This is a genomic window from Methylobacterium sp. SyP6R (genome assembly GCF_019216885.1).
Lineage (GTDB): Bacteria > Pseudomonadota > Alphaproteobacteria > Rhizobiales > Beijerinckiaceae > Methylobacterium.
Map to the genome: position 1 here is coordinate 5,823,731 of NZ_JAAQRC020000001.1, position 17,193 is coordinate 5,840,923.

A 17,193-nucleotide genomic window follows, 5' to 3' on the forward strand; every position below is an offset into this window, starting at 1 on the left:
CATAAGCCTGGCGGAAGGGGCCACCCGGCCCCGCCCTCTACCGAGACGAGACCCCATGACCGTCAAGGCCGTCCCCACGCAGCCCTTTCCCGACCAGAAGCCCGGCACGTCGGGCCTGCGCAAGAAGGTGCCGGTCTTCCGCCAGCCCGGTTACGTCGAGAACTTCGTCCAGGCGATCGTCGACTGCCTGCCCGATCGGGCCGGCACGACCCTGGTGGTCGGCGGCGACGGGCGCTTCCTCAACCGCGAGGTGGTGCAAACGACCCTGAAGATCGCGGCGGCCAACGGGTTTTCCCGCATCCTGGTCGGCCGCGGCGGCCTGCTCTCGACCCCCGCCGCCTCCTGCGTGATCCGGAAATACGGCGCGATCGGCGGCGTGGTCCTGTCGGCGAGCCACAATCCGGGCGGGCCGGAGGGCGATTTCGGCATCAAGTTCAACGCCCGCAACGGCGGCCCGGCGCCCGAGCCGGTGACCGAGGCGATCTTTTCCCGCACCAAGACGATCACCGAGTACCGCATCGTCGAGGCCGCCGACATCGACCTCGACACGATCGGCGACGTGGCTCTCGGTGAGGCCACCGTCACGGTGATCGATCCGGTGGCGGATTACGCCGCCCTGATGGAAACCTTGATCGACTTCGAGGCTGTTGCGGCCCTGTTCCGCTCCGGCTTCCGGATGCGCTTCGACGCGATGAGCGCGGTGACGGGTCCCTACGCGGTGGAGATCCTGGAGCGGCGCCTCGGCGCGCCGGCCGGCACGGTGGTCAATGCCGAGCCCCTGCCCGATTTCGGCGGCCACCATCCGGATCCGAACCCGGTCCACGCCCATGACCTGATGGTGGAGATGACCGGCCCGGACGCGCCCGATTTCGGCGCGGCGTCCGATGGCGACGGCGACCGCAACATGATCGTGGCGCCCCGCCTCTTCGTCACCCCGAGCGACAGCCTGGCGATCCTCGCCGCCCACGCGCATCTGGCGCCGGGCTATCGCGGGGGCCTTGCCGGCATCGCCCGCTCGATGCCGACGAGCCGCGCCGCCGACCGGGTCGCGGCCGCGCTCGGCATCCCGGCCTTCGAGACCCCGACCGGCTGGAAGTTCTTCGGCAACCTGCTCGATGCCGGGCGGATCACGCTCTGCGGCGAGGAGAGCGCCGGCACCGGCTCGAACCACGTCCGCGAGAAGGACGGGCTCTGGGCGGTCCTGCTCTGGCTCAACCTGCTCGCCGCGACGAAGACACCCGCCGACCGGGTGGTGCGCGACCATTGGGCGACTTACGGCCGCGACTACTATGCCCGCCACGATTACGAGGAGGTGGAGAGCGCCGCCGCCGAAGGATTGATGACCGCTCTTCGCGACAAGCTCGCCGGGCTGCCCGGGCAGCGTATCGGAGATCTGACCGTCGAGGCCGCGGACGACTTCGCCTATACCGACCCGGTCGACGGGTCGGTGACGGCGCGCCAGGGCGTGCGGATCCTGTTCCGCGAGGATGCCCGGGTGGTCTTCCGTCTGTCGGGCACCGGGACGGTCGGGGCGACGCTCAGGGTCTATCTCGAGCGCTTCTCGAAGGACCGGCTCGATGCGCCGACCGCCGAGATGCTGGCCCCGGTCGTGGCGGCCGCCGAGGCGATCGCCGGGATCGTGCAGCATACCGGCCGGACCGAGCCGTCGGTGGTGACGTAGGGCAGGCGTGAACCCTCCCCCCGCAGAGGGCTGAGTTGTTCGGGGAGAACAAATGGCGCGGGTTCCTCCTCTCCCCGCGGGCGGGGAGAGGGCCGATCCTCCGTCCAGGAGGAGCGGCGAGCCCGCAGGGCGAGGGCGAGGGGGGGGGCCGGATGAGCCTCATCCTGAGACACCCCCTCACCCTCGCTCCGGCTGCGCCTGCCGTGCCATCTGAACGATGACACAGCCCTCTCCCCGCCCGCGGGGAGAGGGGATCTCCTGCGCCTCGTCTTTCCCCGGACAGCCCTCCGCAGAGGGAGAAGGGTTCAGAGGTGGCGCCTCACACCGCCCCCTCCTCCCCCGGCGGGGTGATCCGCGGGCGCTCGTGGTAGAGCAGGTACAGCCCCGAGGCCGCCACGATGGCGCCGCCGATCACCGTCCAGCGGTCGGGCAGATGGCCGAAGATCAGGTAACCCAGCAGCACCGCCCAGAGCAGGTGGGCGTAGGCGAAGGGGGCCAGCGTCGAGGCCGGCGCCCGGCGATGCGCCAGAATCAAGAGCCAGTGCCCGAGCGCCCCGAAGAACCCGACCGAGGCGATGCCGATCCACGTCGAGGGCTCGGCCGGCGTCTCCCACAGGAACGGCAGGGCCGGTGCGGTCAGCACCGAGCCGACGAGGCCGGTATAGAACATCGTGGTCTCGGGCGGATCGTGCGCGGCGAGCATCCGCGTCACCACGATGTAGACGCCGTTGACCAAAGCCGTCACCACGGCGAGCAACGCCGCCGGATGCATCCCCGAGACGCCCGGGCGGCTCACGACCAGCACGCCCGAGAAGCCGACCAGCACCGCGATCGTCCGCCGCCAGCCGACCCGCTCGCCCAGCAGCGGCCCGGCGATCAGCGCCACTACCAGGGGCGAGGCGAAGGTGATCGAGGTCACCTGTGCCAGCGGCAGGTAGCGGAGCGCCACGAACGAGCACATCGTCGCCGTCACCAGGCAGAGCGAGCGCAGCACCTGCAGCCCGGGCCGGCAGGTGCGCATCAACCCGACGATGTCGCGCCGCGCGGCGAGGAACGCCGCCACGATCACGAAGCTGACGAGGTAGCGCACGGCGACGATCAGCATCGGGCTCATCGTTCCGCTCAAAAACTTCGCCGAGGCGTCGATCGAGGCGAAACCCGCCACCGCGCTCACCATCAGGGCGATGCCGATCAGGGTCTCGTGCTGGCCCGTGCCGCGCATGCCCGATTCCTCTCCTGTCCACTCCCTTGACTTAGAATGGAACTCCGTTCAAATCCAGAACTGCGTTCCAGATTTGCGAGCGCGGAATTCGAGCACGACAGATGGCCGGCTCCCTGCTGCGGCGCGCCCTGGACCTGGTGGAACTCCTCGCGAACCATCCGCGCGGGTTGCCCCTCCAGACCATCGCCGAGACGCTGGATATCCCCAAGAGCGGCGCGCACCGGCTGCTCGCCGAACTCACCGAGCATCATTACGTCGTGCAGGACGGCGAGACCGGCCGCTATCTCCTCACCACCAAGTTCGCCACGCTCGGTCTCAAGCACCTCTCGCGCACCGGCGTCGTCGACATCGCCCAGTCGGTGCTCGACCGGCTGGCGGGCCTCAGCGGCGAACTGGCGCGCCTCGCGGTGGTCGATTACCCGCGCCTGGTCTGGGTGGCGAAGGCGCAGGGCGCCCGCACCGGCCTGCGCTACGACGGCGACATGGGCACGGAAGCCCGGCTCTCCACGACCTCGACCGGCATCGCCTGGCTCGCCAGCCTCTCGGACGAGGAGGCGCTGAGCCTCGTCATGCGCCAGGGGCTCGCCGTGCCGGAGGAATGCGGCCCCAACGCGCCGCGCACGGTCGCCGCCCTGATGGCGCTGGTGAACGAGGCCCGCGCCCGGGGCTATGCCTGGGTGCAGGACACCAACACGCCGGGCGCCGCGGCGATGGCGGCCAACATCGTCCATCCGCAGACCGGGCGGGCGATCGGCAATCTCAGCGTCGCCGGCCCGAGCCTGCGCCTCACGCCGGCGCAGCGCGACGCGATCGCGCCCGACCTGATCTCGGCCGCCGCCGACCTGTCCTCGGTCGGCGCCTTCTCCGAGTATCTCGGAGCGCTCGGCGGCAGGGCCACCGTCACGTCCGGGTAACGCCCCGACATGGCTCGGGCCCCGGGACGGTGGTAAGTCCCGCGGGCGCGTCGAACGACCGGGCCACCGAGAGCCACCGAGGATCAACCCTCGCACGACCCGCCTCCGAGAGGAGCGCACAGGAGGAGACGATGACCCACGCCGACAGCGAGTTCCTGCAACGGGACCGCTCGATCCATCCGCCGGCCTTCACGCCGGACTACAAGACGAGCGTGCTGCGCTCGCCGCGTCGCGCCATGCTGTCGCTGCAATCCTCCCTGTCGGAGGTGACCGGCCCGACCTTCGGCCATTCCGAACTTGGGGCCCTCGATAACGACCTGATCCTCAACTACGCCCGCGAGGGCGAGCCGATCGGCGAGCGGATCTTCGTCCACGGCCATGTCCGCGACGAGAACGGGCGCGGCATCCCCCACACCCTGGTCGAGTTCTGGCAGGCCAATGCCGGCGGGCGCTACCGCCACCGCAACGACCGCTACCTCGCGCCGATCGACCCGAATTTCGGCGGCTGCGGCCGGACGATCACCGACGAGCACGGCTTCTACTACTTCCGCACGATCAAGCCCGGGCCCTATCCCTGGCGCAACAACCTCAATTCCTGGCGCCCGGCACATATCCACTTCTCGGTGTTCGGCTCGGGCTTCGCCCAGCGCCTCATCACCCAGATGTATTTCGAGGGCGACCCGCTGATCTGGCGCGACCCGATGGTGCTCGGCATCCCCGACCGCTCGGCCGCCGAGCGCCTGATCGCCCCCCTCGACCTCGGCGCCGCGGTGCCGCTCGACATGCTCGCCTACAAGTTCGACATCGTGCTGCGCGGCCGCCAGCAGACGGTGTTCGAGAACAAGCTTCAGGGGAACTGAGACGATGGTCCAGCCGCTTCCCGTCCGTCTCCAGGAGACCCCGTCCCAGACCGCCGGGCCCTACGTGCATATCGGGCTGATCCCGCACCAGGCCGGGTTCGACATCTTCGAGACCAACTTCACCAACGTCCTGACCGGTCCGGACACGAAGGGCGAGCGCATCCGGATCGAGGGCCGGGTCTTCGACGGCGCCGGCTCGCTGGTGCGCGACGCCTTCCTGGAGATCTGGCAGGCCAATTCTGCGGGCCGCTACAACCACCCGGCCGACCGCCAGGAGGGCAAGCCCCTCGACGAGACGTTTCGGGGCTGGGGCCGCACCGGCTCGGATTTCGAGACGGGCGTGTGGTTCTTCGAGACGGTGAAGCCCGGCCCGGTCGAAGGCCGCAAAGGCCACCGCGCGATGGCGCCGCACGTCAATCTCTGGATCGCCGCCCGCGGCATCAATATCGGCCTCCAGACCCGGCTCTACTTCGCCGACGAAGCCGCGGCCAATGCCGACGACCCGGTGCTGAACCTCGTCGAGCGCGGGCCGTTGCGCGACAGCCTGCTGGCGAAGCGCGAGGAGCGGGATGGGAAGGCGGTCTACGTCTTCGACATCTACTTGCAGGGGCCGAACGAGACCGTGTTCTTCGACGTGTGATACGGCTTCCGGAAGATTCCTTCCGGAAGCCGTATCATCAGCCCGCGCGGCGCCTGAGCGAAGCCGGTTTCCGCATCGCGAAGCGATCTATCGGAAACCGTATGAGGCGTTCGGAAATACGAGAACGAAGCATCAGGGTTTGAAGCCCTCCAGGTCATTCCGGGGCTCGCCGCAGGCGAGAGCCCGGAATCCAGAACCGCGGGACGTTCAGGATGGAGCGGTGATCGTTCTGCCTTCTTCTGAAACACCTGAGTGTCTGGATTCCGGGCTCCGCTACGCGGCCCCGGAATGACTCGGAGGGTGGAACGTCACGACAAGCAAATTCGAACAACCCAGGAGACCCCCATGAACCCCGTCGTCATCGCAGTCGCGATCACCGGCTCGGTCCCGCGCAAGAAGGACAACCCGGCGGTGCCGACCACCGTCGCCGAGCAGATCGAATCGACGCACCAGGCCTTCGAGGCCGGCGCCACCCTCGTCCACATCCACGTCCGCAACGACGACGAGTCGCCCTCCTCCGACCCCGACAAGTTCGCGGCCGTGCAGGAGGGCGTGCGCAAAGCGTGCCCCGGCATGATCGTGCAGTTCTCGACCGGCGGCCGCGGCCGCGACCCGAGCGCGCGCGGGCTCTCGCTGGTGCACCGGCCCGACATGGCCTCGCTCTCGACCGGCTCCGTCAACTTCCCGAGCATCGTCTACGAGAACCACGCGACGCTGGTGAACGACCTCGCCGGCACGATGCACAAGAACGGTATCCGGCCCGAGATCGAGATCTTCGATCTCTCGCACATCCACGGCGCCAAGAGGCTGATCGAGGAGGGGCTGATGGACGCCCATCCGCACGTCCAGTTCGTGATGGGCGTGAAGAACGCGATGCCGGCCGACGAGCACCTGCTCGACATCCTGCTCGCCGAGACCCGCCGGGTGATCCCGGGCGCGACCTGGACCGCCGCCGGCATCGGCCGCGAGCAGGCCCGCGTCATGGGCTGGGCGCTCTCCCGCGGGGCCGATGCGGTCCGCACCGGCCTCGAGGACAACGTCCGGGTGACCAAGGACCGGCTGGCGGCGAGCAACGCCGAGCTGGTGTCGCTGGCCGCCGAGATGGTGACCCGCCACAACCGCAAGGTCGCGACCCCGGCGGAGGCCCGCGCCCTCCTCCATCTCAAGCCCGTGGCCTGATCCGATGACGCTCTCGGCCCTCGACTCCGCCCTGCTCGGGCCCCTCTTCGCCACGGACGCGATGCGCGCCGTCTTCGCCGACGAGGCCCGGGTGGCGGCGATGCTGCGGGCCGAGGCGGCCCTGGCGCGGGCGCAGAGCCAGGCCGGCCTGGTGCCGGCCTCCCTCAGCGCCGCCATCGAGGCGGTCCGGTCGACGGCGCTCGACCCCGCCGCGCTCGGCCGGCGCACCGCCGTCTCGGGCGTGCCGGTGATCCCCTTCGTCAAGGCGGTGCAGGGCGCGCTGCCGCCGGAGCTGGAGCCCGCCTTCCACAAGGCGACCACCACCCAGGACATCGCCGACACGGCCCTGGTGCTCCAGGTCCGCGACGCCCTCGACCTCGTCGCCGCCGACCTGAGGGCGATCATCGAGGGGCTGTCGGGCCTCGCCCGTCACCATCGCGAGACGCCGTGCGTCGGCCGCACCTACGGCCAGCACGCGGCACCGGTCACGTTCGGCTTCAAGGCGGCGATCTGGGCACTCGGCATCGCGGAGGTGGCGGCCCTGCTGCCGGCCCTGCGCGATCGGGTGCTCACCGCCTCGCTGGGCGGTCCCGTCGGCACGCTCGCCGGCCTCGGCGAGAAAGCGGAAGCGGTGGGCGACGGCTTTGCCGCCGCGCTCGGTCTCCATCCCGACCTCGCGCCCTGGCACACGCGGCGCGCCCGCATCGCCGAGACCGGCTCGTGGCTCGCCCTGCTGATGGGGGCGCTCGCCAAGTTCGCCACCGACGTCGCGCATCTCGCCACCACCGAGGTCGCCGAGGTGGCCGAGCCCTACGTGCCGGGCCGCGGCGGCTCCTCGGCGATGCCGCACAAGCGCAACCCCGTCTCCTCGACGGTGATCCTCTCCGCCTTCGGCGCCGCCAAGGGCACCAGCCTGACCCTGCTCGACGGGATGGCCGCGGCCCACGAGCGCCCGGCCGGCGCCTGGCACGCCGAGTGGCACGCCCTGCCGACCCTGTTCGGCCTCGCCTCGGGCGCGTTGCGCGAGGCGCGCGGGTTGGCACAGGGGCTGGTGCCCGATCCCGAGCGGATGCGCCGGAACCTCGACGTGACGCAAGGCCTGCTCTTCGCCGATGCGGCGGCGAGCCGGCTCAGCCCGGTGATCGGCGCCAAAGCCGCCCATGCCCTGGTGGAAGAGGCCGCCGGCGCGGTGCGCGACGGGCAGGGCTCGCTCCGGGAGGTCTTGCGCGCCCGGCCCGAAACGGCCGACGCCGATCTGGACGCCGCCTTCGATCTGACCCCCGCCATCCGGGCGGGGGCCCGCACCGCCGACCGGGCGCTGGCGGAAGTCTCCCGCCTCGCCGCCTTCCTGCATTCCGCATAACCTGAGGTTCCCATGCCCCGGATCGAGGCCAACGGTACCCTTCTGAACTACGAGCTGTCCGGCCCGAGCGGTGCGCCGGTGGTGGTGTTCTCCAACTCCCTCGGCACCTCGCTGGCGATGTGGGACCCGCTGGTGCCTCACTTGCGCGGCCGCTACCGGGTGTTGCGCTACGACACGCGCGGCCACGGCGCCTCGCAGGTGCGCGACGAGCGCATCGAGGTCGAGGACCTGGCCGAGGACCTGATCGGCCTCCTCGACGCGCTTCACATCCCCCGCGCCCACGTGGTCGGCCTGTCGCTCGGCGGCATGACCGGCCAGGCGGCGGCGAGCCGCCATCCCGACCGGGTGATCAGCCTGACCCTGATGGCGACCGCCGCCTTCATGCCGAGCGAGGCGTCGTGGAACGAGCGCGCCGCCCTGGTGCGCGAGAAGGGCACGGCGGCGATCGTCGAGGCGACGATGACCCGCTGGTTCACGCCCGATTTCCCGGCCAAGGCCCCCGACGCCGTGGCGCCGGTGCGCGGGCAGTTCACGGGGACGGATTCCGCCGGCTACGCGGTGTGCTGCAACGCCATCGGCCGCATGGACCTGCGCCCGGTGCTGAACCGCATCACCGCGCCGACCCTGGTCATCGCCGGCCGCGACGACCCGGCGACGCCGCCCGCCATGGCGCAGGAGATCTGCGACGGCATCCGCCACGCCGAGCTGGTGGTGCTGCCGAACGCCGCCCATCTCCTGTCCGTCGAGCAGCCGGCGGCCACCGCCGCCCATCTCCTCGGCTTCCTCGACCGGCACCGGGAGGCGGCCGACACCGCGACCGGCGCGGTGGCGTTCGAGACGGGGCTCGCCAACCGCAAGAGCGTGCTCGGCGAGGCCCATGTCGAGCGCTCGCTCGCGGCGGCCGGCGACTTCGCCGGGCCGTGGCAGGACTTCATCACCCGTACCGCCTGGGGCGAGGTCTGGGGCGACCCGCGCATCCCGTGGAAGACCCGTTCCTTCGTGACGCTCGCCATGATGGTGGCGCTCGGCCGCGAGGAGGAATTCAAGCTCCATATCCGCCCGGCCCTGCGCAACGGCGTCACCGTCTCGGAATTGCAGGCCCTGCTGATCCAGACCGCGATCTATGCCGGCGTGCCGGCGGCGAACGGCGCCTTCCGCTGGGCCCGCGACGTGCTGGGCGACGAGATCGCCTGAGCCGGGGCGACGAACCGGCCTTGCGCCGATGCGCCGGGGCGGCCGGGATGGTAGAGCACCGTCCCGACCGCCTCGCCCCTGCCCGCCGAACTGTTCGATCATGGACGCCGTCACGCCCCGCGCCTCTCCCCGCACCAAGGATCCCGAGCGGACCAAGGCCGACATCCTGACGGTCGCGACGGAGGAATTCTCGGCCTTCGGGCTCAGCGGCGCGCGGGTCGATGCCATCGCGGAGCGCACCCGCACCTCGAAGCGGATGATCTACTACTACTTCGGCAGCAAGGAAGGCCTGTACCTCGCGGTGCTGGAGAAGGCCTATGCCGACATCCGCCAGGTCGAGGCCGATCTCGACCTGGGCAACGTGGGCCCTGCCGAGGCGATCCGCCGGCTCGTGGAGTTCACCTTCGAATACGACGAGGCCCATCCGGACTTCATCCGTCTCGTGGCGATCGAGAACATCCACCGGGCCGAGCACCTGTCGGGCTCCGAGACGATCCGCGGGCTCAATCTCGGGGTGATCCAGACCATCACCGACATCATCGCCCGGGGCCAGCGCGACGGGGTCTTCCGCGCCGACGTCGATCCCCTCGACGTGCACCTGATGATCAGCGCGCTCTGCTTCTTCCGCGTCTCGAACCGCCACACCTTCGGGGCGATCTTTTCCGTCGATCTCGATGCGCCGGACCTGCGCGCGCGCCACAAGCGGATGGTCGGCGACGCGGTGGTCGGTATGCTGTCGCTGCGCTGACCCGGCGGGGAACCGGATCCGGCGCGCGGCCATTACTCCGATAAGACTGCACGCCATTTTATCGAGGAGAGCCCGATGACCAGGGGCACCAGCCGCCTCGTCCTGCTCGCCGTCCTGGCCGCCTCGCCCGTTCTGGCGCAGGTCACGGACACGCCGCAGCGCAGCCGCGAGCAGACCCCCAACATGCCCCCGCCCCACGAGACCCTGCCCGAACGCGTCCGCCCCGGCGACACCGACGCGACCGGCACCGTGCGGCCGAGCGCGCCGGCACCGGACCCGAAGACCAGCGACGGGGTGCTGCGGCCTCAGAAGGGGTGAAGGCACGCGCTTCCGCACGCCGGCCTTGCGACATTCACGACCGCAACAGACCCCCGCACAGCAGACGGGTCCTGTTGCCTGTCCGGTGCCGCGCGTCGCCCAACGGCGAGGCGGCCTCCGCTCCCTTGGAGGAAACTCGGTGCGCAACGTCGCGCAGCCCGGCAGCGATCGTGTTCGTCGACACCTCCCCTGCGGGCCGAATTGCAGGGCACACCCGGGGACATTACTGTTATTTTCTCCATCCATTCAACATCAATTGTTATAATATAAGATAATGATTACGCTTAACATTCCGCCCGAAGCAGTCATGATCGATCGTGACTGTCTGCTCCGCACCATTACGGCTCTGCGATACGCGCGAGGAGGGAGGCATGTTGAGCAGGCGGATCTTCACCGGCTGCGCGATCTGCGCGGCCTTCGGGCTGGTAGCGGATGACGCCTCGGCGCAGCCGTCGGGCGGGATCAAGCGGACGATCACCGCGCGCACCGACGGCCCGGCCGAGGGCTACGAGACGCTTCAGGTGATCGTGGATATCGAGCCGAACGTCACGCTCGACTGGCATACCTATCCGGGCACCGAAGCGGGCTACGCCTTGGACGGTGTCGGCGAGCTGCGCGTCAAGGGCGAGGCACCGCGGACGATGAGGTCCGGCTTCTCCTGGATGACGGCGCCGGACACGCCGCACATGCTGAAGAACGGTCCGCAGGCAACCAGGCTGCTCGTGACCTTCACGGTGCAGAAGGGCAAGCCCCTGGCGACGCCGGTCCCGGCTCCGACATGAGCGCCCTGCGACCGCGGCGGCGCCGACCCGTGCGCCGCCATCGGGAGCGAAACGATCACCTTGGGAGCGCCTCGACGACCGAACCGCAGGACACGATCATGCGAGGCTTGGCCTTCGTCGCGATCCCGTGGCTCTCCGCCCCTTCGATCGCCGGCGCATCGGCGAACGAGTCTCAGAACCGCGCCGTCAGGAACAAGCTGACGTTCCGCCCCGGCAGCACGATCTCGTCCTTCTTGAACGAGGCCGAGTTGCGGATCACGTCGTTGAGCAGGTTCGTGCCCCGCATCCCGAGCGTCACCTCGCTCCAGCCGGTCACCGCCGGATCGAAGGCCTTGGTGTAGCTGACCTCCGCCCGCAGGTTGTCGTAGCCGGGCGTACGGGTCTCGTAGGGCGCGGTCTCGGTATGGGCGAAGGCGTGGAGCAGGTTCATCCGCGCGTACCAGCCGTCCGCCCGCACGAACACGCCGCCGCCGACCCGGTGCGGCGGGATGCGCGGCACATAAGTTCCGTCGTCGAAGGTCGCGCGCACGAAGTCGTACTGCGCCTCGATCCCCGCAAAGCCGTTGCCGACGGGCAGAAGGTCGAGCTGCGAGCCGATCTCGGCGCCGGCGAACGTCGCGTTCTGCTGCGAGTAGACGATCTGGGCCAGCTCGTCGTCGCTGCCGCAGCTGGAAAAGTCGTCGCCGCAGCGCTGGCCGGTCAGGCGCTTGTAGATGAAGCCGGTATAGCGGGTGTAGTAGCCGGTGGCGTCGAGGCGGAACGGGCCGACGGCCCGGCGGATGCTGGCCTCGATGGTGCGGGCGCGCTCCTTCTTCAGGTTCGGATCGCCGATCTCGAAGGTCTCGGTCGCGTCGTGGGGACCGCGGGAATAGAGCTCGAAGGCCGACGGCGCCCGCTCGACGTACTGCCCGGTCAGGCTGGCGACGAAGCCCTCGGGCAGATCCTGCAGCACGCCGAAACTCGCGCTCTTCGGGGCGAAGTGCCGGCGGCGGCCGTAGGAGAGCGGATCCTCGCCGTCCACCGGCAGGTAATCGCCCGGGAACAGCGTCGCGGTGCCGGTGGAGCGCGCCCCCTCGATCCGACCCGCCGCCTGGAGCCGCAGGCCCCGCTCCAGGCGCAGCTCCTCGAACAGGTAGACGGCGTTGCTGCGCGAATCGGTCGGCGCCAGGAGGGTGCCGGCCTCGCCCGAGGTGCCGATCAGCCGCCGGTCGGCCTGGAGGCCGAGTGCGCCGGTGAGCGTGCCCAGCGGAGTGAGCACCGGGACGTGCTGGATCTCGAGCCGGCCTTCCGCCTGCCGGTTCTTGAAGGTGGCCTGGATGCCGTCGATCCCGTCGCCGCCGATCCCGATCTCGTTGTGGCGGTAGGTCGAGCCGCCGAGCCAGAACCGGATCGCCTCCACCGGCCCGTCGAGCGGGCGGTACTCGCCCTTGGCCTGGAGCTTGTCCTGGGTCGGGTCGAGGCGGGTGCGGCTGTCGGCGGCCTCTCCGCCCGGGATCTGGTAGAGCGCGTCGTAGTGGCTGAACGACAGGCCGACGAAGCCGCGGTCGAACAGGTACGACATCCCGACCGCGCCGCCCTGCGATTCGTTGGCCGAGTTGCGCTGGATGCCGAGCGGCGTGGAATAGCTGTCGGCGGCGGTCTTGAAGCCGTCGGCGTGGAAGGCGACCGACTGGCCGGCGGCATCGACCGTCGCGGCGGCATTGCGGCCGTTATCGACCGACGAATAGCCGGTGGTGATCTGCCCGGCATAGCCGTTCGGCGGCGCGAGCGTCGGGATCCGGTTGTCCTCCACCGAGACCACGCCGCCGATCGCCTGGCTGCCGTAGCGCAGGGAGGCGGGCCCGCGGATCACCTCGATGCGGTTGGCGACGAGCGGGTTGATCGGCACGGCGTGGTCCTCGCCGAGATCCGAGACGTCCTGGACGCCGATGCCGTTCTCCTGGATCCGCACCCGACCGGTATCGAGGCCGCGGATGATCGGCCGGCTCGCCGCCCCCGGCGCGTAGGTGGTGGCGGAGAGGCCGGGCCGGTCGAACAGGGCGTCGCCCAGGGTGCGCGGCTGCTGGCGCAGGATCTCGCCTTGCGTCACCACCGTGACCGGCGAGAAGGTGGTGGTGACGACCGGCAGCACCCCGACCGGGAAGGCACCCCCTGCCCCGCTCCCCGCCCCGCCGGTCGGCGCGGCGGCGATCGGGCTCGGCGAGGCGACGTCGATCGTGTCGAGGGCGATGTCCTCGGCCCGGGCCGCCTGGCCGGCAAAGGTGAAGGCCGCCGCCAGCAGCACCGGACCCGCCCCGAACGATCCCACCTTGCCCATGCCCGCCCCCGACGAATGCTATAACGTTGCATTCGCGCGACGAGGGACGGGCTGGCAAGGGGAAAGCCGGGGCATCCCGCACGAGACGCCCCAAGCGTAACGTTATTACAACACGGTACGTATCAGCGGTCGGCGAGGTCCCGCCGCAGGGTCGGCAGCCCGATCCCGGCGGCATCGAAACCGCCATCCACCGCGAGGGTCTGGCCGGTGACGTAGCTCGCCCGCGGACCGCACAGGTAGACGATGGCGTCGGCGATCTCGCGCTCCAGGCCGTAGCGGTTGAGCGGCACGGCGTCGTGGTAATCGGCGCGGATGGCGGGGCTGTGGACCGCCTTCGCCATGGCGGTATCGACCGGGCCCGGCGCCACGGCGTTGACCCGGATGTTCAGGTGGGCGAGTTCCACCGCCTGCTGCTTCGTCAGGTGCTTGAGCGCGGCCTTGCTGGTGCCGTAGGCGACCCGCAGGGTCGAGGCGCGCTGCCCCGAGATCGACGTGATGTTGACGACCGCACCACCGCCGCCCCGCGCCATCACCGGGGCCGCCGCCTGCACGCAGAGGAAGGGGCCGGTGAGATTGACGGCGAGCACCCGCGCCCATTCGGCGTGGCTGGTGTCGAGGAGCGGCTTGAACACCGCGGTGCCGGCATTGTTGACCAGCGCGTCGAGCCGGCCGAACCGGCCCTCGACGGCGGCCACGGCCTGCGCCACCGCATCCGGGTCGGCGACGTCGGCGGTGAGCGCCAGGGTGTGGTCGGGCCGGTCGAGCGCGGCCACGGCCCGGTCCTGTGCCGCGCCGTCGATGTCGAGGAGCGCGACGCGCCAGCCCTCGTCCAGGAAGAGTCGTGCCGTCGCCAGCCCGATGCCCCGCGCCGCGCCGGTAACCAATGCGACCTTGCCCTCGCCCGCCATACGATGTCCTCCCGTTGTTATGCCTCTTGGATCGCGGGCGGAGGCCGGCAGGTCAAGCCGGATCGGGGGTCGCGTTGCGGGCCATGAAGCTCTGCGCCGTGCCGGTCGAGGAATCGACGAAGATCACATCCGTCGGCGCACGCCGGGGCGTGTCGACGGAGAGGAACACCACCGGCCCTTCGATCAGTCGCGGCATGGCGTGGACCACGCCGCGCTCGAAGAACAGCAGTTGGCCGGGGCCGAACTCCGCCTCGTCGGAGGCGTCGCCGATCCAGAACGTGCCGCGGCCGGAGATCACGTAGAGGTATTCGTCGCAAGCTTCGTGGTAATGCGCCGGCGTCGGCCGGTAGACGCGAAACACCCGGGCGCTCGCCGCCGGCCGATCGGTCAGGTAGGTGTCGACCAGCATCGTGGTCGCGCTGTCCGGCAGGGCGGCGGCGATCGCCCCGATATCGAAGCGGCCGCTTTTCGGCGGTGCGTCGGACACGCTGTCGGACATCCCATCCTCCCGTTCGAACCTCGCAACCGTTCAAGCTAGCGCGGCTCCTCGCGCAGCGGGAGGGGCGAAAACGCCGAACCCGAGTGCATCGGTCGCGGGCAATTTTTTAGAACCCCCTTAGTCTTCGATCTTGACGGAGCACCGCCGCCGGCTACCCTCACGCACAATTCGCCGCCAAAAGGCGAAGCTGACGCAAGAGGGAGGAGAGTGGATGCCTGCATCCATGTCGCCCGGTCACGCCATCACGGCCACGCCATGCCGCTGATGACGCGAATCGTTTATTTCCGACATCGTGCCGCGAGCGTGGCCTTTGCCTCGTTTCTCGGCTGTGTCCCGGCCTTCGCCGGCGACATCGACGTGGTGCACGCCTTCGTGGCCCCCACCGAGAAGGTCGGCTCCGACGTCCCGCTCCACCTGACGGTGATGAACCGCGCCGCCGAGGCCGATTCGCTGCTGCGCTTCCGCTGTCCCTTCGCGAATTTCAGCGAGCGGGTCACGGTCGACAAGGGCGGCGAGGGCCCGCCCTCGAAGCGCCCGGTCCAGACCATCGCCGTCAAGGCCGCGGGTGAGACCGCCCTGACCCCGGAAGGCATGCACGTCATGCTGCTCCAGATCCGCCAGCCGCTGGCCGCGGGCGAGCGCTTCACCTGCTCGGCGAGCTTCCGCAAGGCCGGCTCGGTGGACGTGCCGGTCGAGGTCCGCGCGTCCAACTAGCGATCGACATCGATCCACGCCCGGCCGCGAGACGGCCCGCGCCGGGGCGACGACATAACCATAAGGCCGCCCGGAGGAGACACCCATGACGACGTCCCGCACGGCCCGGCGCATCCTCGCCGCAACCTCGCTCGCCGCCCTGATGGCCGGCACCATCGCCCCGGCCTTCGCCGCCGACGGCGGCGTCACGCAGGAGCGCCTGCTGAATGCCGACAAGGAAGACGGCAACTGGATCCAGCACCACAAGAACTTCGCCGGTCACCGCTACTCGACGCTGAGCCAGATCAACAAGGAGAACGTCAAGGGCCTCAAGGTCGCCTGGACGATGGCGCTCGGCGGCATCGAGTCCGGCGGCATCTGGAGCCATGGCGGGCTCGAAGGGACGCCGATCGTCGAGAACGGCATGATGTACGTCACCGACGGCTGGGGCTCGGTCTACAAGATCGACACCCATGGCGGCGAGGGCAAGCTCGTCTGGAAGATGGATCCGAAGACCGACCGGGAATGGGCCGGCGCGGTCGCCTGCTGCGGCGTCAACAACCGCGGCGTCGCGCTCTGGGGCGACCTCGTGGTCAGCCACACCCTGGACGGGCGCCTGATCGCCACCAACAAGGAGACCGGCCAGGTCGCCTGGCAGCGCCAGGTCGCCGATCCCGACAAGGGCGAGACCATCACCGGCGCGCCGCTGATCGTGAAGGGAATGGCGATCTCCGGCGTCGGCGGCGCCGAATACGGCATCCGCGGCTGGATCGCCGCCACCGACCTGAAGACCGAGAAGGAGGTCTGGCGCACCCACACCATCCCGGGCAAGGGCGAGCCGGGCTCCGAGACCTGGAAGGGCCCGAACAACGCGGCGGTCAGCGGCGGCGGCTCGACCTGGGTCACCGGCACCTACGATCCCGATACCGACACGATCGTCTGGGGCGTCGGCAATCCGGGCCCGGACTGGGACAACGCCTACCGGCCCGGCGACAACCTCTACACCGACTCGACGCTCGGCCTCGACGCCCAGACCGGCAAGATCAAGTGGCACTTCCAGCACACGCCGAACGACCCCTACGATTATGACAGCGTGTCGGAGAACCTGCTGGTCGACGCCAACGGCCGCAAGCTCGCCATCGAGGCCGACCGCAACGGCCACGCCTACGCGGTCGACCGGACCAACGGCCAGTTCGTCTGGGCGACGCCCTTCGTCAAGAAGGTGACTTGGACCAAGGGCATCAACCCCGATACCGGCAAGCCGTTCGAGTACGACCCGACCAAGGACGTGCAGCGCTACAACCCGGCAGCGACGCCTTCGGCCGAGAACAAGAACGCCGATTTCTGCCCCGGCAACATGGGCGGTAAGAACTGGCCGCCGACCGCCTACAACCCGAACCTGCAATACTGGTACATCCCGGTCATCGAGAGCTGCAACCGCGTCACCCACGAGGCGATGACGCAGGCGAACCTGAAACCCCGGGAGTTCTTCACCGGCGGCGGGCCGAGCCAGCCGTTCCGGATCACCGGCAGCGTGACGGCGATCGACGTGAAGACCGGCAAGGTCGCCGGCAAGCACGAGACCCAGTTCCCGCTGCTCGGCGGCATGCTGGCGACCCCCGATCTCGTCTTCACCGGCGAGCCGGGCGGGGGCGTGATGGCGCTCGACGCCAAGAGCCTCGACAAGCTGTGGGAGTTCCGCACCGGCAGCGGCGTCAACGCGCCTCCGATGACCTTCACGGTCGACGGCAAGCAATATGTCGCGATCCTGGTCGGCCTCGGCGGCGCCTGGGACAAGTGGTTCATCGACTCGACCCCGGAGCTGAAGAACATCCAGACCGGCTCGATGCTCTACGTCTTCGCGCTCTGAACTGA

Annotated in this window: 16 protein-coding genes; 12 read left to right on the top strand and 4 right to left on the bottom strand. The window is 70.0% G+C overall.

The window, feature by feature from the left end; genetic code table 11:
• Positions 1–55: 55 nt before the first annotated feature.
• Positions 56–1,681, top strand: coding sequence for an alpha-D-glucose phosphate-specific phosphoglucomutase (locus HBB12_RS26770; RefSeq protein WP_236992139.1), 1,626 nt, complete (start codon positions 56–58; stop codon positions 1,679–1,681).
• 319 nt (positions 1,682–2,000) lie between these two features.
• On the opposite strand, the gene HBB12_RS26775 is transcribed toward HBB12_RS26770, so the two are convergent.
• Entirely contained in the window at positions 2,001–2,903 is a 903-nt protein-coding gene (locus tag HBB12_RS26775) for a DMT family transporter (protein WP_236992140.1), read from the bottom strand.
• Positions 2,904–3,004: 101 nt separating this feature from the next.
• On the opposite strand from HBB12_RS26775, the gene HBB12_RS26780 reads away from it, so the two are divergent.
• The 9 genes from HBB12_RS26780 to HBB12_RS26820 all read left to right on the top strand — a co-directional run bounded on the left by HBB12_RS26780 (position 3,005) and on the right by HBB12_RS26820 (position 10,901).
• Positions 3,005–3,817 (top strand): IclR family transcriptional regulator, encoded by an 813-nt coding sequence (locus HBB12_RS26780; RefSeq protein ID WP_236992141.1) that lies wholly within the window; start codon positions 3,005–3,007, stop codon positions 3,815–3,817.
• 131 nt (positions 3,818–3,948) lie between these two features.
• Entirely contained in the window at positions 3,949–4,677 is a 729-nt protein-coding gene (gene pcaH / locus HBB12_RS26785; RefSeq protein ID WP_236992142.1) for a protocatechuate 3,4-dioxygenase subunit beta, read from the top strand.
• A 4-nt stretch (positions 4,678–4,681) separates the two neighbouring features.
• Entirely contained in the window at positions 4,682–5,317 is a 636-nt protein-coding gene (gene pcaG / locus HBB12_RS26790) for a protocatechuate 3,4-dioxygenase subunit alpha (RefSeq protein WP_236992143.1), read from the top strand.
• Between the two features lie 345 nt (positions 5,318–5,662).
• Positions 5,663–6,496, top strand: a complete 834-nt coding sequence (locus tag HBB12_RS26795; RefSeq protein WP_236992144.1) for a 3-oxoadipate:acetyl-CoA acetyltransferase — start codon at positions 5,663–5,665, stop codon at positions 6,494–6,496.
• A 4-nt stretch (positions 6,497–6,500) separates the two neighbouring features.
• Positions 6,501–7,859: a class-II fumarase/aspartase family protein gene (locus tag HBB12_RS26800; protein ID WP_236992145.1), complete on the top strand. Its 1,359-nt coding sequence runs from the start codon at positions 6,501–6,503 to the stop codon at positions 7,857–7,859.
• A gap of 12 nt (positions 7,860–7,871) precedes the next feature.
• On the top strand, positions 7,872–9,053 hold the full coding sequence (gene pcaDC / locus HBB12_RS26805; RefSeq protein ID WP_236992146.1) for a bifunctional 3-oxoadipate enol-lactonase/4-carboxymuconolactone decarboxylase PcaDC: 1,182 nt from the start codon (positions 7,872–7,874) through the stop codon (positions 9,051–9,053).
• 100 nt (positions 9,054–9,153) lie between these two features.
• Positions 9,154–9,801, top strand: a complete 648-nt coding sequence (locus tag HBB12_RS26810; protein WP_236992147.1) for a TetR/AcrR family transcriptional regulator — start codon at positions 9,154–9,156, stop codon at positions 9,799–9,801.
• Positions 9,802–9,876: 75 nt separating this feature from the next.
• Complete coding sequence (locus tag HBB12_RS26815) at positions 9,877–10,119, top strand: hypothetical protein (RefSeq protein WP_236992148.1); 243 nt, start codon at positions 9,877–9,879, stop codon at positions 10,117–10,119.
• 371 nt (positions 10,120–10,490) lie between these two features.
• Complete coding sequence (locus HBB12_RS26820) at positions 10,491–10,901, top strand: cupin domain-containing protein (RefSeq protein ID WP_236992149.1); 411 nt, start codon at positions 10,491–10,493, stop codon at positions 10,899–10,901.
• Between the two features lie 172 nt (positions 10,902–11,073).
• Here HBB12_RS26820 and HBB12_RS26825 read toward each other — a convergent pair whose 3' ends face one another.
• From HBB12_RS26825 to HBB12_RS26835, 3 genes are all read right to left on the bottom strand, one after another.
• Positions 11,074–13,218, bottom strand: coding sequence for a TonB-dependent receptor (locus tag HBB12_RS26825; protein WP_236992150.1), 2,145 nt, complete (start codon positions 13,216–13,218; stop codon positions 11,074–11,076).
• Positions 13,219–13,340: 122 nt separating this feature from the next.
• On the bottom strand, positions 13,341–14,126 hold the full coding sequence (locus HBB12_RS26830; RefSeq protein ID WP_236992151.1) for an SDR family NAD(P)-dependent oxidoreductase: 786 nt from the start codon (positions 14,124–14,126) through the stop codon (positions 13,341–13,343).
• A 52-nt stretch (positions 14,127–14,178) separates the two neighbouring features.
• Positions 14,179–14,625: a cupin domain-containing protein gene (locus tag HBB12_RS26835; protein ID WP_236992152.1), complete on the bottom strand. Its 447-nt coding sequence runs from the start codon at positions 14,623–14,625 to the stop codon at positions 14,179–14,181.
• Between the two features lie 303 nt (positions 14,626–14,928).
• Between HBB12_RS26835 and HBB12_RS26840 the strand changes: the two genes are divergently transcribed.
• Positions 14,929–15,339, top strand: coding sequence for a copper chaperone PCu(A)C (locus HBB12_RS26840; RefSeq protein WP_236992153.1), 411 nt, complete (start codon positions 14,929–14,931; stop codon positions 15,337–15,339).
• Between the two features lie 142 nt (positions 15,340–15,481).
• Positions 15,482–17,188: a PQQ-dependent dehydrogenase, methanol/ethanol family gene (locus tag HBB12_RS26845; RefSeq protein ID WP_236992911.1), complete on the top strand. Its 1,707-nt coding sequence runs from the start codon at positions 15,482–15,484 to the stop codon at positions 17,186–17,188.
• The last annotated feature ends 5 nt before the right edge of the window (positions 17,189–17,193 follow it).